The 15,492-nt window shown below is 43.0% G+C and carries 13 protein-coding genes and 1 riboswitch; of the genes, 3 read left to right on the top strand and 10 right to left on the bottom strand.

Annotated features, from left to right (window positions below):
* The first annotated feature begins 3 nt into the window (after positions 1-3).
* Entirely contained in the window at positions 4-987 is a 984-nt protein-coding gene (locus AB6811_RS09505) for a PorP/SprF family type IX secretion system membrane protein (RefSeq protein ID WP_369490220.1), read from the top strand.
* 68 nt (positions 988-1,055) lie between these two features.
* Here AB6811_RS09505 and AB6811_RS09500 read toward each other — a convergent pair whose 3' ends face one another.
* Together AB6811_RS09500 and AB6811_RS09495 are read right to left on the bottom strand one after the other, a co-directional pair.
* Positions 1,056-1,526: a GNAT family N-acetyltransferase gene (locus tag AB6811_RS09500; RefSeq protein WP_369490219.1), complete on the bottom strand. Its 471-nt coding sequence runs from the start codon at positions 1,524-1,526 to the stop codon at positions 1,056-1,058.
* Positions 1,523-3,115: an amidohydrolase gene (locus AB6811_RS09495; protein WP_369490218.1), complete on the bottom strand. Its 1,593-nt coding sequence runs from the start codon at positions 3,113-3,115 to the stop codon at positions 1,523-1,525. Before AB6811_RS09495 ends, AB6811_RS09500 begins: the two co-directional genes overlap by 4 nt.
* Before the next feature lie 108 nt (positions 3,116-3,223).
* Here AB6811_RS09495 and AB6811_RS09490 point away from each other — a divergent pair, with 108 nt between their 5' ends.
* Together AB6811_RS09490 and AB6811_RS09485 are read left to right on the top strand one after the other, a co-directional pair.
* Positions 3,224-4,666: a hypothetical protein gene (locus AB6811_RS09490; RefSeq protein ID WP_369490217.1), complete on the top strand. Its 1,443-nt coding sequence runs from the start codon at positions 3,224-3,226 to the stop codon at positions 4,664-4,666.
* Between the two features lie 11 nt (positions 4,667-4,677).
* On the top strand, positions 4,678-5,742 hold the full coding sequence (locus AB6811_RS09485) for an endonuclease/exonuclease/phosphatase family protein (protein WP_369490216.1): 1,065 nt from the start codon (positions 4,678-4,680) through the stop codon (positions 5,740-5,742).
* 441 nt (positions 5,743-6,183) lie between these two features.
* On the opposite strand, the gene AB6811_RS09480 is transcribed toward AB6811_RS09485, so the two are convergent.
* The 8 genes from AB6811_RS09480 to AB6811_RS09445 all read right to left on the bottom strand — a co-directional run bounded on the left by AB6811_RS09480 (position 6,184) and on the right by AB6811_RS09445 (position 15,151).
* Complete coding sequence (locus AB6811_RS09480; protein ID WP_369490215.1) at positions 6,184-6,423, bottom strand: hypothetical protein; 240 nt, start codon at positions 6,421-6,423, stop codon at positions 6,184-6,186.
* 483 nt (positions 6,424-6,906) lie between these two features.
* Positions 6,907-7,983, bottom strand: a complete 1,077-nt coding sequence (locus AB6811_RS09475; RefSeq protein ID WP_369490214.1) for a 3-oxoacyl-ACP synthase III family protein — start codon at positions 7,981-7,983, stop codon at positions 6,907-6,909.
* A 127-nt stretch (positions 7,984-8,110) separates the two neighbouring features.
* The gene (locus tag AB6811_RS09470) at positions 8,111-8,725 is read right to left on the bottom strand and encodes a thiamine diphosphokinase (RefSeq protein ID WP_369490213.1); all 615 of its coding nucleotides are present in this window, start codon (positions 8,723-8,725) and stop codon (positions 8,111-8,113) included.
* Positions 8,726-8,757: 32 nt separating this feature from the next.
* On the bottom strand, positions 8,758-9,351 hold the full coding sequence (gene pnuC, locus AB6811_RS09465; protein ID WP_369490212.1) for a nicotinamide riboside transporter PnuC: 594 nt from the start codon (positions 9,349-9,351) through the stop codon (positions 8,758-8,760).
* Between the two features lie 137 nt (positions 9,352-9,488).
* Positions 9,489-11,942 (bottom strand): TonB-dependent receptor, encoded by a 2,454-nt coding sequence (locus AB6811_RS09460; protein ID WP_369490211.1) that lies wholly within the window; start codon positions 11,940-11,942, stop codon positions 9,489-9,491.
* Between the two features lie 92 nt (positions 11,943-12,034).
* A riboswitch (TPP riboswitch) is annotated at positions 12,035-12,125 on the bottom strand.
* Between the two features lie 447 nt (positions 12,126-12,572).
* Positions 12,573-13,628 carry a YARHG domain-containing protein gene (locus tag AB6811_RS09455; protein ID WP_369490210.1) on the bottom strand — a complete coding sequence of 352 codons (1,056 nt, stop codon included), beginning with the start codon at positions 13,626-13,628 and terminating at the stop codon, positions 12,573-12,575.
* Between the two features lie 147 nt (positions 13,629-13,775).
* A complete protein-coding gene (locus tag AB6811_RS09450; RefSeq protein WP_369490209.1) occupies positions 13,776-14,375 on the bottom strand; it encodes an MltR family transcriptional regulator in 600 nt (199 codons plus the stop codon).
* Between the two features lie 593 nt (positions 14,376-14,968).
* Entirely contained in the window at positions 14,969-15,151 is a 183-nt protein-coding gene (locus AB6811_RS09445) for a hypothetical protein (protein ID WP_369490208.1), read from the bottom strand.
* Between the last annotated feature and the right edge of the window lie 341 nt (positions 15,152-15,492).

The following is a 15,492-nucleotide window of genomic DNA, read 5'->3' as shown; positions in this document are numbered from 1 at the left end:
GCTATGAAAAGAGTTTTTTTTGGTTTGATTTTGATTTTGAGTGCTGGTGCTATCGGAGTGCATGCACAGGATACGCATTTTACCCAGTTCTATTCCAATCCATTGTATCTAGGCCCTTCGTTTGCTGGAGGTGTACCCGGACAAAGAGCGGTTGCTAACTACCGCAACCAATGGATGGGCGTGCCAAAGGGGTTTCATACCTATGGCGTTTCATGGGATTACAATATGAGTGTTTTTCATAGCGGCTTCGGGCTTATTGCACAACGCGATCAGGCTGGTGCTGGTAATTACGGCAATACCCGAATGGGTACGCTATACTCATACGATTTTACCCCAACTCCCGATATTCACCTGCGACCCGGTTTAGGCTTTTACATCCAGCAGATTTCGATAAACTTCTTCGACCTAACTTTTGGCGATCAGCTAGCCCTTGATCCTGCTCCGCCTACATCGCTGATATATCCAGGTAAATCAGTTGTTTGGGATATCGATGTTTCATCATCGCTCATGATGTATTCCTATAACACCTGGGTGGGTTTTACCTGGGATCATATGCTTAAGCCGGTAAACTCATTTTACAACGATGAGGCTCGAACTCCTTTCAAGTTCTCCCTCTACGGCGGTTACAGGTATATTACCAAGGGGTTTTTGATGAGTAAAATAGAGCAAAGTATAACCGGAGCATTTAACTTTAGGGTGCAAGGCGAGTATAAGCAGCTCGATTTGGGGCTATACTTCATGAATGAGCCGTTGAGTTTTGGGTTTTGGTGGAGAGGGATGCCCAAGGGTAAAGTGAATAAACGTATCGATGCCCTGGCCTTTATGGTTGGATACAAGTTTGATAATCTGAGCGTAGGTTACAGCTATGACTTTACCATATCGAGGTTAGGGATAGGTTCTGGCGGGTCGCATGAGATATCGTTGGCCATGACCTTTAAAACAGTTGTCCGTAAGCGATGGAAGGCACTACCATGCCCAACATTCTAGCATTTTTTTGAATAATACTACTTTCGGGTTTTTCAATTCAGGTGTTGGTGGAATTTCCTTTTTTTGAACTATTGTAATAGTTCAAGTTCAACTGCAATTGGACTTATTTCAACTGGGATACTTTCGCCTTTTTTTACAAAATTATTCTGTTCCAGAAGGTGTATTAGGTCGGCATCGTCAACTGGAATTGAGCCAAGTATCTTTTTTACTCCTTTTTTCCTGGCAGTTTCCTTTGCAAATTCGATGAGTTTTTGACCTAGCCCTTTCTTTTGGAATGCCGGGAATATAGCAAGCCTTTCAAGCTGTAAACTCTCATTTTCAGATAAAAACCTCAAGGTAATAGTACCTACTGGTACATAGTTGTATTTGATAAGGTAGATGTAGCCCGATTCAATATCGGTGGATATTTCAAAGCTGTCGGCCAGGCTGTTGTTCCAGTACTTAACTCCCTTCTCTATCAGTTGCCTGGAACACTCCCTTATGATGTAAAGTACCTCAAGCAGGTTGCTTTTGTTTGCTTTTACTATTTCTATCATCATTGGTTTTTAGTAAATACATTCTTGCCGCTAATAAAGGTCTGCAAAACTTGAGCCTTAGGGACATTACTAATTTCGGAATTAATTAGATCCTGGTCAAGTACCACAAAATCAGCAAACTTTCCAACCTCAATACTTCCCTTTACATCTTCCTCAAAGCATGCCTTAGCAGCCCAAATAGTCATGGCTCGGAGGGCTTGTTCGCGGGTAAGTGAATTTTCCATCTGAAATCCCTCCTGGGGTTCACCATTCAGGTTTTTGCGCGCTACGGCAGCGTAAAAACCATATAGCGGGTTGATGTCCTCAATCGGGAAATCGCTGCCGTTGGGCAGCCATCCGTTTTGCGCCAAAAGGTTTTGGTAGGCGTAGGCATTCTTAACCCTATCGCCCAGACGGTTAACAGCCCAAAACATGTCCGATGTGGCATGGGTGGTTTGAACCGATGGGATTACATCATACTCACCGTAACGCGGCAAATCGGCTGGATCAACCACCTGTGAGTGCTCAATGCGCCACCTTAGGTCATTGCCTTTGGGTAGGTACTTGCTGTAAATATCAAGCATCAACCTAACGGCTGCATCGCCAATGCAATGCGTGCATACCTGGTAGCCATGCTTGTATGCCAAGCTGCAAACCGAATCAAGTTTTTCAGTTGGTTCCACCTGAATACCGCGGGTTTTAGGATTGTCGGTGTAGGGCTTGAGTAGCAGTGCGCCACGTGAACCCAATGCGCCATCGGCATAAATTTTTATCGACCTAACCGTCAATCGCTCTGTGCTATATATACCCTTGCTGATGTACTTTTCAAAATTGTCATGGGTAGGGTTAAGCATGGCATTAATGCGCATTTTAAGGTTTCCTGCTTGTTGCAACGAGTCGATAAGTTCAACCTCATCGGCATGGAGGCCGGCATCGTGAACGCCGGTTAGCCCAACGGCAAAACAGTTTTGCTGAGCATTTAGCAGAGCTTGCGCTTTTTGTTCCTTACTTGGTGTGGGTATATGCATGCGTATCAGTTCCATGGCATTATCAATGAGAACCCCTGTGGGTGTGCCATTTTTAACTACTATTTCGCCACCCGATATTTTAGTACTGGCAGTTATGCCAGCTAATTCAAGCGCTTTCCTATTTGCAATGGCGGCATGGCCATCAATCCTAACTATAAAAACTGGTTTGTTTGGAAAAGCTTTATTGAGTAACTCGTTGGTTGGAAACTCTTTGATTTCCCATTCGTTCTGGTTCCATCCCCTGCCTTCAACCCATTCCGTTGGGTATTTGTTTTGGTGCTCAACCAGCCGGTTAACCACCTCGTTCCACGATTTTGCCCCCGCAAGCCATGCCTTGGGTAGGTTTAGCCCGTAACCTAAAAAGTGGCAGTGGGCATCAATAAATCCGGGGTATACAAATTTACCAGTTAGATCCAATATGTTGTCGGCAGAGTAAGCTGAGAGTGTCTCATTGTTTGTTCCCACGGCTACTATTTTGCCATTGCTAACAGCAAAGCTTTGAGCTACTGTGAATACAGAGTCAACCGTGTAAACCGTTGCATTGGTAACAATTAAATCGGCTTTTTGCCGTTTAGTGCATGCCATAACAGCTATACTTAAAGTTAAAAATATTGATAATGAACTTGTCTTCATTTCCGTTAAGCTATCTTTGTTGTGAGTTTTTACCAAAAGTAGAAAAATATTTTTTTGTTGATGTTTAAAAAGGGATTAAATCGGTTTTGGGTTGTCATTCTGTTTTTGTTGGCGCTGTGGTCGTGCGAAAACGATAACTTTTCGTCCAGCCCATCAATCAAGCTAACCTTTAGCACCGATACGGTGCTGTTCGATACCGTGTTTACCACCATTGGTTCATCAACCCGTTACCTAAAGGTTTACAACAGGAGTAAAAACGATGTGCGGATTTCGTCAGTGTCGTTGGCTGGTGGCAGCACGTCGGCATACAGAATAAATGTTGATGGACGCCCAGGCCCATTGGTGAACGATATCCCTTTACGTTCCGGCGATAGCCTTTTTGTTATGGTTGAGGTAACCGTTAATCCTACCCTTGGCGATGCACCCTTGCTAATACCTGATTCCATAGTTTTTGTTACCAATACTAACGTCCAGGATGTTAAGCTGGTTGCCTGGGGGCAGGATGTTTACATGCATAACGGGGTAACCATTGAAACCGATTCGGTTTTCCCCGTTAATAAACCCCATCTGATTTACGATTACCTTTTTGTGGATAAGAATGCTACCCTTACCATTCCTGCTGGAGCACGATTACACTTCCATAACAACGCACAGCTTGTAGTAGCGGGAACCCTAAAGGTTGAAGGTTCGGCTAGCTTGCCAGTAACCATGCAGGGCGATAGACTGGAAAAGTATTACACCGACAAAGGCGGACAATGGGGTGGGGTGTGGTTGAGTGCAGGTTCCCGGAATAACTCAATTGCTTGGGCTGATATTAGGAATGCCATTATTGGGTTGATGGTTGATACCTGCTTTACACCGGGTGTGCCAACCCTTGTGCTCTCACACTCCAAAATAGGCAATTCCAGTTACGTTAACCTGCTTGCCCGTGGGGCAAAGTTGGAGGTTGACAACTGCCTTTTTTACAATGCTGCCTACTCAAGTGTGGCTCTTACCCTTGGGGGGGCTTACCGGTTTTACCATACCACAATATCTAACTACTGGGGCGACTACATGTTCCGGAAAGGGCCTGCGCTCCTGCTCAACAACTACTATACATACCAACTTGTTCCTGGTGGGCCGGTTCTGGTTGAACCCCGCGATTTGAACGAGGCATCATTCTTTAATTCTATTATTTATGGTAGCATATCCAATGAGTTAGGACTGGATTATAAGTATAATGGCCAACCGGTTAATGCTAATTTCAATTATTCTTTCTCGGACTGTATCCTTAGGGTGCCTTCAACCTACAACTTGAATGACCCTGAGCATTTTACCCGGGTTATTCGCGAAGACCCCAGGTTCAAGGATATTGTCAGGTGGAATTTTGAGCTCGATACCCTTAGCCCAGCAAAGGATATAGGTGACATTACTATTGCCACAGGTTTTCCAGTCGACTTAAAGGGTGTTAACCGACTTGCCGATGGTAAACCCGATTTGGGAGCCTTTGAACGTGTTGAGTAAACCTCTGGAGAATGAAACGCAGCCTACAACACCGAGCTTTTTGCCTGTTTAGGCTTGTTTTTTTAGTCTGTTTGGCAGGCTTGCCCGTTTTAATGCTTGCTCAAAACCAGGCAGCATCAAGGCATAGGGTGATGTTCTATAATGTCGAGAATCTTTTTGACCCATTCGACGACTCGCTAACCCGCGACGATGAATTCACCCCCACTGGCCAGCGCTATTGGACATGGAACAAGATGGAGACAAAAATCAATGGTATTTACAAGGTGATAATGGCCGTTGGTGAACTCGATCCTCCTGTGCTGGTTGGCCTTTGCGAGGTTGAAAATGGTTTTGTGCTCCACAAGCTTGTAAACGACACCCCGCTCAGCAAGTTTGAGTACAGAGTGGTTCACCGTGAGTCGCCTGACCCTCGCGGAATCGACGTGGCCCTGCTTTATCGCCCCGATAGATTCAAGATTCAGGAGCGTGAGTTTGTCCCAGTTATTTTTCCTGATGATTCGGCTCGTAAAACGCGTGAGATTCTCTATGTAAGCGGTATGCTGGGAGGCGATACTCTACATGTTTTTGTAAACCATTGGCCATCCAAGTATGGTGGCGAGCTGGAATCGGAAAGTGGCAGGTTTGCCGCTGCAAGTACTCTCAAGAGCAAGATCGACTCAATAAGGGTTTTCTACCCTCAAGCCCGAATACTTGTAATGGGCGACCTGAACGATGAGCCAGAAAGCGCCCCGGTGGTTGAAGGCTTGGGAGCATGTGAACGGAACGACCCCAACTGCCCATCGGGCTTAATTAACATTGCTGCTATTCTCAAAAGCCGTGGTTTTGGAAGCTATAAGTATCAGGGTACATGGGGAATTATTGATCAAATTATTGTGTCGCAAAGCCTTTTAAGCGGAAAACATGGGTTATACACCACGCCGCAAAAGGCGGCGGTTTTTGAAAGCGATCATCTGCTTGAACCCGATAAGCAGTACAGTGGAAATAGGCCTTTCCGAACATTCATTGGGTTCCGATACCATGGCGGTTTTAGTGATCACCTCCCAGTTTATATCGACCTGCTCGAGAATCAGCCATAAGAAAAGCACGCCAGTGCTGCGTGCTTCCTCTCTCTTTTAACCTAGGTAAATCAATAGAAAAAATCTGTTAATTCATTGTACTTGGGTTTAACTGTTCACTTTTCACTATTCCTCAAACTTTCCCTAGCAAAAGAGATTCCTCGATATGCTCGGAATGACAATCTCCTTTTTTCCTTACTCCCATTGTCATGCTGAGCTAGCCGAAGCATCCCTTTGTACTTTCATTACCTTATTCTTTATTGTTCTTCGGGATACTTTCGCAATGCGATGCAACGTTTCAGGGTTGTTCTTTGGAAAAGGTATTGCGTGCATCGCTATGCTAGTGGGAGTAGCCATGGGGTTACAAAAGTTTAGCCCCTACGGGGCTGGACGTGGTATACTTGAAGAAGATTCCTCGACTAGCTCGGAATGACACTACCCCTTGTATAATTACGCTCTTTGTTATGCTGAGTCCCGATATTTCGGGATAGACTTTGCCGAAGCATCTCTGTGTTTCTTCAGCTTTTCATTAATAGGATTCCTCATCCAAAAAGGAATGCTAAAAGCATTGGCATAAAAGCCCGGCCCGACAATGGGTCGGGGGTGGAACGTGGCGGTGGGTCTAGTAAGCGATACCACATGAGTCACGCCGAAGGCGTGGCGAATTGTATCACGTGGCAGTTCCACCCACGGAGCACCCATCGGGTTGGGCTTTTCAGCCTTGATTTTCTTTGGTTCTATCTTGTATCAAGACAAGAAAGAACGTGTAAACGGCTCTTTGCAATGCTTTTCCTTTGCGATGCAAAGCCTCACCCTTGCTCTTTGGCATATGTATTGCGTGCATCGCTATACATTTAAGAATAATCTAGGTGTTACAAATATTACGCCCCTACGGGGCTGGTCGCAAGTTACATGAAGGTGATTCGCCAAAAGAGGGGATGAGGGGATTAGTTGATCGTTGTTCGTGAACCGTTGTTCGTAAACCATTGTTCGTAAAAGAACCTTTAACCTTTATCCTTTATCCTTTATCCTTCGGAATAACTGTGGGTATTACATATTTTTCTATCCCGTTTAACGGTTCACGGTTCACGGTTCACGTCTAACGGATTAAAACTTCCTCTAACTCCATCACATTCCACTTATTCCGCCTCATTCCTCTAGCAATTAGCCCGGCTGTAATACTTATTACTGTTTGTAAACTATTGCGTTAATATTCATTCCTGCGCCAACCGATGCAAACATTATGACATCACCTTTCCCTATTCTATGTTCGGGTAGTTCCCCTCGCAGGATTAGGTCGTAAAGGGTGGGAACCGTGGCCACTGAGCTGTTGCCCAATTCCTTTATCATCATAGGCATGAGCTCGGTTGTGGTTTTGTCAATCTTGCACTGGCGGATAAAACGTTGAACAATGGCTTCGTCCATTTTTTCGTTTGCCTGGTGGATAATTACCTTTTTAAGTTCCTTGGGATCAATCCCCGATTTATCCATAGCCACTTTCATGGCTACTGGTACGTTAACAAGCGAGTACTCGTATATTTTTCGGCCTTCCATTTTGATATAGCGTATAGTAGGGTCGGCCTCTGGGTGGTACGATTTGCCCAGGTAAAGGTAAAATGCCTCATTAACCGTATGCGACATCATTGCTGTTGATATAACGCCTCTTTTTTCATCCTCCTCCAGTGCTTCAACAATGGTGGCGCCAGCTCCATCGGCAAATATCATACAATCGCGGTCGTGCTTGTCAATCACCCTCGATAGGGTTTCGGCTCCAATTACCAGGCAGCGTTTGGCCAGCCCCGATTTAATGTAGGAATCGGCCTGAATAACGCCCTGCACCCATCCCGGGCAGCCGAAAAGTATATCGTATGGGATACACGCTGGGTTTTTAATACCCAAATGGTGCTTTATTCTGGACGCCAAGCTTGGCAGTATGTCGGTTTGAATGGTTCCATGCATTACATCGCCAAAGTTGTGGGCCACAATAATTTGGTCAATGGTTTCACGGTCGATTCCGGCTGCGGCAATTGCCTGCTCAGCTGCTATGGCGCCTATGTGCGATGCACATAAATCGTCGGTTACCCAGCGTCGCTCCTCAATGCCGGTAATGTCTTTGAACTTTGAAATTACCTCGTCCACCAGCGTTTCAATGGCGGTTTCGTCCTTGTTGTAAAATGTATGGCGGGCGAACTCACGGTTACTAACCCGAACGGTTGGCACATAACTACCCGTTCCGGTGATTACGGAATTTAAGTGTTTCATAATACAATAAACGTTTGATTAGTCCCGCTGTAAAAATAATAAAATGAAACTAAAATCAAAATTAATTAAAGATTAAAATTACTAATATAATGATATATAGAATGATAGGATGGTTATAAATTAAAATTTAGTATTTCTTGTAAATTATTACTGGGCCGGGTGAAAAGGTTAACTCAAACCAGTCGCCTAAACTCTCGTTCAGCGTTCCCATCCATAGTTCCGGCAAAGTTTGGTTTACAATCGGATATTTTAGGTTCTTGGTGTAAATTACAGTTTGATTGTTTGGCGAAAAGATTGACACCTGTTGGCCTGCATAGCTGTCAATTCTGCTAGATGCCAGTAAGGGTAGTAGCATGCCAGTATCGGTAAGCATGGTAACATTAACTCCCATTCGGGCGTAGTTACATAGCAATCCGATATTTCCCAACGTGTGATCCTCACGCTTTCCGGTTGCGCCAACTATTACAATGTTTTTTATCCTATGGTTCAAACACCATTTAACGGCTTTTGTAAGGTCGTTGGTGTTTTGGTCGGGATCGTAGTAGAGTATGCTTTCGTACTTGCGCTTGAGATGCTCCTTAACGGAATCAAGGTCGCCTACCAAGGCGTTGGGTGTTATGGCAAGATTTTCAAGCCTATCGATGGCGCCATCGCAGCATACCAGCAATGGGGCATTTAGCAGCTCATTGAGTGGTTTTGGATGCGAGGGAAATTCTCCGTTGGCCAGTATAACTGCTTTCATAATATTGTTTTTTAAATGAGTAAGATTTGTTCTTATGGTTGAGCAATGGTTTTGGATTTCTCCTGTTTCCACTGGTAATACCCTACAACTGACATGGTGGTGTAAAAAACAAACAGCACCGATGTTGGGTAGAGTCCCTTGTAAAGGTATAGCGCTAGCGATACGGAATTGACTACAACCCATAACCACCAATGCTCAATGTATTTCCGGGCAAGCATCCAGGTTGCAATAATGCTAAGCGCTGTGGTAAACGCGTCGCCTGTGGGAACTGGTGAGTCGGTGTAGTGAACTAGTATGTACCGGATTATTACAAAGAAAGCAACACTTGCCGCAAGTAAAGGTAAGTAGTTGCTTTTTGGAGTGTTTGTAACAGGTAATGAGTTTTTAGCCTTTACGGCTCCGCCAAACAACCAGTGGTACCAGCCGTAAATACTTATGAAAAGGTAGTAGAACTGCAGGCCCATATCGGCATAAAACTTCGACTCGTAAAAAATGTAGATGTAGAATGCCGAGGTTATTATGCCCAGCGGCCAGAGCCATACCCTTTGCTTAATCTCCAGGTATAGGTATATGAGACCGGTGATTGCACCAATTAGCTCTATGTAGTTGTTTTGTAGCCAGTTCATTTTAATGATAAAGGTTAAAGGGCAAATATAGGGAGTTTGGTTTTAGAGTTCAGGATTTTGAATACCTTAGTTCCGGAATGCCAAAACCAAATCCCTATCTTATAACGTTTGCATTTCCCGGTAATCATATTTTCCAATTAAAACTCAATGCCAACCCTAACCATAATATGTCTTTCGGCTTGGGGGTAGTAACCAATGCTTACATACTCAGGATCGCCGCTCTGGAATAGTGTGCGGTAAACCCAGGCGTTGGCGGAGTACTTGATATTGAAAAAGTTGTTCACCGAAATCTGAGCAAAAATCGATTTATTCGATTTTGTCTTGTAGCTATACTCTGTAATAAAGTTGTTAACCCAGTAAGGATCAAGGCTGCGGTTTCTGTTCTCGGTGTTATCGATATACTGCCTGCTAACATACTTGCTTATCCACGAAAACTGAAAATTCTCTACAGGTAAAATTGTAATGCGTGTGAATGCTACCAGCGAAGGCGAGAACGATATAGTTGTGTTGCCTAGAGGTTCGGCTACAGGCGATTGCAGGTCGTTCCAATCGGTTGGATTATCGGTAAGGTTAGCAAAGTTTGTATAGTCCTTGATGATGTTCTTGCTCAGGGTTGTGTTTCCGTCAATTTTAAACCAGCTTGCTGGTTTAGCGGAAAGGGTAAACTCAATACCGGTACGGTAACTATTGGGTACATTAGCCATTACGGCATAACCAACATCGGTGAGCTCGCCAGTAAGTACAAGCTGATCCTTGTAAAGCATGTAGTAGTAGTTGAAATCAACCGAAATGTTTTGTAAGCGCATGCGGTAGCCTATTTCCCAGTCGTTTAGCCTTTCGGGTTTAGGAGTAAAATCGGTTGAGCCCTTTTGGGCATCCTTTAGGTCGCTTCGGGCGGGCTCGCGGTGAGCAATTGCATACGAGATGTAAGCCTCGTGCCCTGAGCTAAAGCTATAGGTTGCCCCTACCTTGGGATTCAGGAAATTCCAGCTATGTTCCTGGTTCAATGCAATTACATCGGAGTCAATCCCCTTTAGCTTATAGCTAATACCCCTGTACTGAATGTCGGCAAAAACCGAAATGGCATCGGATACCTGCCAAATAGCCTTTGAGAATATATTCCAGTCGGTTTTTTCGCCATTGTTCCTATACCACTCATATTTATTGGGTAAGCCGATATTCATTTTACTCCAAAGAACTTTTCCAAAATGGTCGCCATCGTAACGGTTCCAGCCTCCGCCGAATGTATACTCAAATATCCCTGAGCGGTAAAGCATTGTGGCTATACCCCCGTAAAAGATGTTGTCCATCCATTTCTGCTGAATAAAGTCGGTACGTTTAATGATGGTATCGCGAATTGAAAAGTTTGGCAATCCGTATTTTGAGAGCTTACGATCGGGTTTATACTCCTCGTAGTAACCTCTGCCATCGGTTAGGTGAAGGGTGATATTTGCGGTTAGGTTGTTTGTGAATGAGTGGGTACCCATAAGGTGGTAGTGGGTTTGCCAGTAATTATCTTTCTGATCGGCGTAGTAGCGGGTTACCCCTTGATCATCAACATACTCGCCTGCGGGATTGTAGCGGCGGTTGGTGCTCATCATGTAGTCGGGTGTGCCTTCCCATGTAATTCCGGTATGCTCCTCGCCATGAATAATATTTGTGCGAATAAGGCTGCGCTCGCCATTCCAGGCTGCAGTAACAAACATCGACCTGTGATCCGAGTTGGCTCGTTCGATATACCCGTCGGAGTGTAACTGCGAGAACCGCCCTTCCATGCTGAACCCGTTCTTCATCAGGCCGGTAGCAATCCGTGCCGAAGTTTTCCAGGTATTGTACGACCCGCCAAGTAGGTCAACGGCTGCGTAAGGCTCAGGGGTAAGGGTTGTGGTTTGGAAGTTTACGGTAGCGCCAAAGGCAGCGGCACCGTTGGTTGATGTTCCAACCCCGCGCTGCACCTGTACATTATCGACCGATGCTGCAAAATCGGGTAAATCCACCCAGTAAACCCCCTGCGATTCAGCATCGTTGAGCGGAACCCCGTTAATGGTTACATTAATGCGGGTTGGATCGGTTCCGCGAATGCGGAAGGCTGTGTTGCCAATTCCAATGCCGCTTTCCGATGATACTACCACCGATGGTAACATTTCCAGCAGGTAGGGCGTGTCGCCTCCGGTGTTGGCCTGCTTAAGCTCCTGGCGGTTGAGTGTGGTTTGTGCAATGGGCATGCGGCTCGATGCGCGGGTTGACGATACTACAACTGCATCGAGGTACTGTGACGATTGCTTTAGCTCAAGATTCAACTCCATATCGCCATTAACCTTAACCTCAACCTGAACGGTTTCGTACCCCAGGTACGAGGCAACAAGGGTGTAACTACCTTGCCGCACCTGTGTAAGCCGATAGTAACCATTGAAACCGCTGTAGGTACCCAAAAAGGTGTTTTCCATCTTAACGGTAGCACCCACCAACGGAGTACCGTAGGTGTCGGTAATCTGTCCGTAAATGGTAAATCCGAGATTCTCGGTTGGATTTGCTTGCATGGTAAAACCTGCAAGCAGAAGTGCACAGAGCACAAATGCAATTTTCTTCATGTTTTTTTATCCCTTTAAATAGTTAAACATAAACCAGGTTCGGGCATTTAAGCCGAAAATCCTGAATAACTATAAAGGGGGAAATTGTGAGATGTTGACAAACTCTTTTTCCCTTCGCCGGCATTACCCGGATCAGGTTCAAAGGGTATGATCTCAGCCCTAAGGGCACCCCCAAAAGTCAGCTGCAAAGATAGCAAAAAAAAAGCGTGAAGTGAACCGCGAGCGGTGAAAAGATATTAAACTGTAAGGTTTGGACTTGCTTTATGTAGATTTATATTAATCTTATTGCTAGCACGGACTTGTAGTCCGTGACAAATACTTCTTACACTTTATTACTTATTCGAGCTGTGCTTCATTGAAAACACCATTAAAATAACCGCACGGATTGGCTTTGCCGAACTGCAACCGCACGGATTGTAAATCCGCGCGAGCGGGGGGAATTATAAAAAACTCAGGCGCAGCCTGTTGCTAATAGCGCGACGGCGGTGCAACCGCCGCCGAACGCGGTCCGTTTATTGCTTTTTACAGCCTCGGCTGAACAGGGGGTGTCCACCGTTATAAACCTTAATGGGATTTCAAAGCTTTGAATACCTACATTCCTCGCCATTGGCTATAGCTTGTTAGGTGGCGTTATTCAACTGTCATTGTTTGAATTCTATCTGATTTTCCAAATAAGTATCCATTAATTATTGGTATTTCAATTTTGAATACACCATCTATTTCTATTTTAAAATCATTTATTTCTGTTCGGTTAGTTGCCTTCTCGCTAGACCAAAGTTCATAGGTATTCCATCTAGAATTATCAATTTTATCCCTTGGGCTTTTTGTTATAATTTTAAAATGATCATCTTCTAAATACCCAGTTTTACCTGATTTAGAAATAATCGAAAGTTCATTAATTATTCCATTTATATCAGACAAATAGATTTTTGCTCCTATTTTTTCATTCTTTCCTTTTGAATATGAATAACCTATCCAAAAGTCGGGAATCTTAGAATTTGGTATTTTAAATCTAAAGCAATTGTTTCCATCGAAGCATAATATCGGTTCGTCGCTAAAGAATGGATAAAATTCATTGTAGTCGTCAACAGTGCCGTAATCAATAACATGTAAATAATTATATTCTATTTTTATATCATCTACATATTTTGTCATTTCCCAATATGGTAGTTGACTAGAATTATATGGAGAATCATTTACATATTCAATAGTGATTATAGTTGGCTCTTTATCAGCCCCATATGAAATACGTTCTACTGTTTTTTTCCAATTATAACTTGGATAAGTAACTTCAATCTGTCTTATAAATGTAGGTGATGAATTAGAATGAATAACCTTCATAGATTTTGCAATCGCACTATCATATACGACACTTGTAAATTCATTTGCTTCATTTTTTTCAAATTCTGCAATTAGTTCAATGTTTTTTTTGTCTATTTCAGTTAATAATCCATTAACATTATCTGATGTCGGCTTATACCATTTCTTTGATGTAAAATAGTCTCTTAAATCTTCTGATTTAAAAATATATCCATATCGAGCAAATATCTCATTCCTCATTATTCTTAATTCAGAGGGTGATTTTCCCCATAGATAATCTTTACTAAGCAATTTTTGGTCAGGTTTAGATTGTCCAAAAGAAGCTGTCATTATTCCAATAAAAAGAATTAATGTTATTAGTTTCATATTTACCTTTTTTGTGTACGATAGTTCATCATAATGCCACCTAACCGTTCAGCAGTTGCTTACGCTGGGGAGTTAACCGCCAGCGGCGTTATCCGCCGATAAAAAGTCTTTTTTAATTATTTTAAAGTCGACATATTGTCTTTAAAATTAAAAAAAACTTTTAATTTCTAATATTTTATCTTCTAAAAAATGATTATCAAGTTCGTCTTTTTTCTCATTAAACTGTTTTGCTTTTATATATTCTATATCAAGAAGTCCAAGAACTTGTGAAGTTGAACTCAGAAATAATCGTTTAGCACTTTCCTCTTTTTTAATTTTATAACTAAGTTTAAGTTTATTACAAAGTTTTATTATCTCGACGTTGTCAAACGAAATCTTGTCAGGATAGTGAGCGAATAAATTGCGTATTGATTTTATGATTTCGAGTTCTTTATAAAGGTTCTCGGATATTATTCCTAAAGAATATGACAGTTTTATTTTACTTGAAAATGTTGAAAGTGGCCCATAACCTGAAAACAAATCCTTTTTATGTTTTTTTGTACCTATTAAAATCTTTTCTAATAAAATCTTTAGTTGATTTTCTATATAAGAAGAGCCAAGCAACACGCAACCCCTGTCAGATTCATCAGACAATTCAATTCGGATTCTTAAAGAATTTTTTATTAACCTTTTGTCAACTTCAGATAATTCATCTAACCCTTTTATTAGACTATAATATAGTTCTAATCTTTCTTCTTTGTTAATCATAGTATTTTAGATATTTTTTGCGTATTTGTTTCTAAAAAAGGTTAAAAACTAGTTTTAATGAAAACAGGGTACAAGCAACTTATTGCTAGGTAAATTTAATAAAATACCTTTAAATCGTCAAATAGAAAATTCATTTATCATGGTCAGGTTTAGGCTGTTTGCTTTTTGCGGTTTGGAATACGGTTGGAATGTATATAGCCATTCCCATAAAGCTATCGGATTACAGCTATAATATAAAAAATAATTCAATGTTGTTTAGTTAAGGTTATTTGTCATGTTGCGCGCAAGCGAAACATCTCAATGGGTCGATTAGAGATCCTTCGCTACACTCAGGATGACAAATGAGGTTATTCGTGTAAGTTGCTCGTTGTTCGTTGTTCGTGAAATTGACCTCACCCCCTCCCCTCTCCTGATAGGAGAGGGGAGAAGCATTTAGGAGACCTTATTGCAGGGCTAAAGGAAATTGACCTCACCCCCTCCCCTCTCCTGATAGGAGAGGGGAGAAGCATTTAGGAGACCTTATTGCAGGGCTAAAGTCTCCCCTCTCAGGGGAGATTTAGAGGGGTCATCTAGGTTGAATGTGGAAAACAACCTCACCCAACCATTTTCCTTAAGGGGGGAATGGAGCGGAAGAAGCAAGCAGAGGCATAAAAGCCAGACCCGACAATGGGTCGGGGGTGGAACATGGCGGTGGGCTTAGTAAGCGATACCATATGAGCCACGCTGCAGGCGTGGCGAATTGTATCGCGTGGCAGTTCCACCCACGGGGTACCCATCGGGTCGGGCTTTTCAGCCTTGATTTTCTTTGGTTCTTTCTTGTATCAAGACAAGAAAGAACATGTAAACCGATCTTTGCAATACTTTTAATTTGCGATGCAACGTTTCTTCCTTACTCTTTGGAATACTATAGCGTGCATCGCATTACATGTGGGAATAATCATGGTGTTACAAATATTACGCCCCTACGGGGCGGGATGCGTTATTAGTTGTTCATGGATCTATTGTCATGTTGAGCTAAGCGAAACATCTCATGGGGCCGATTAGATATCCTTCGCTCCCCGCAAGGGCGGGACAGGCCGCTCAGGATGACAAGCATGTTTATGTTTGTTAACTAAAC

It is taken from the genome of Tenuifilum sp. 4138str (assembly GCF_041102575.1).
Taxonomy (GTDB): domain Bacteria; phylum Bacteroidota; class Bacteroidia; order Bacteroidales; family Tenuifilaceae; genus Tenuifilum; species Tenuifilum osseticum.
This window is presented reverse-complemented; position numbering and strand designations above follow the sequence as displayed.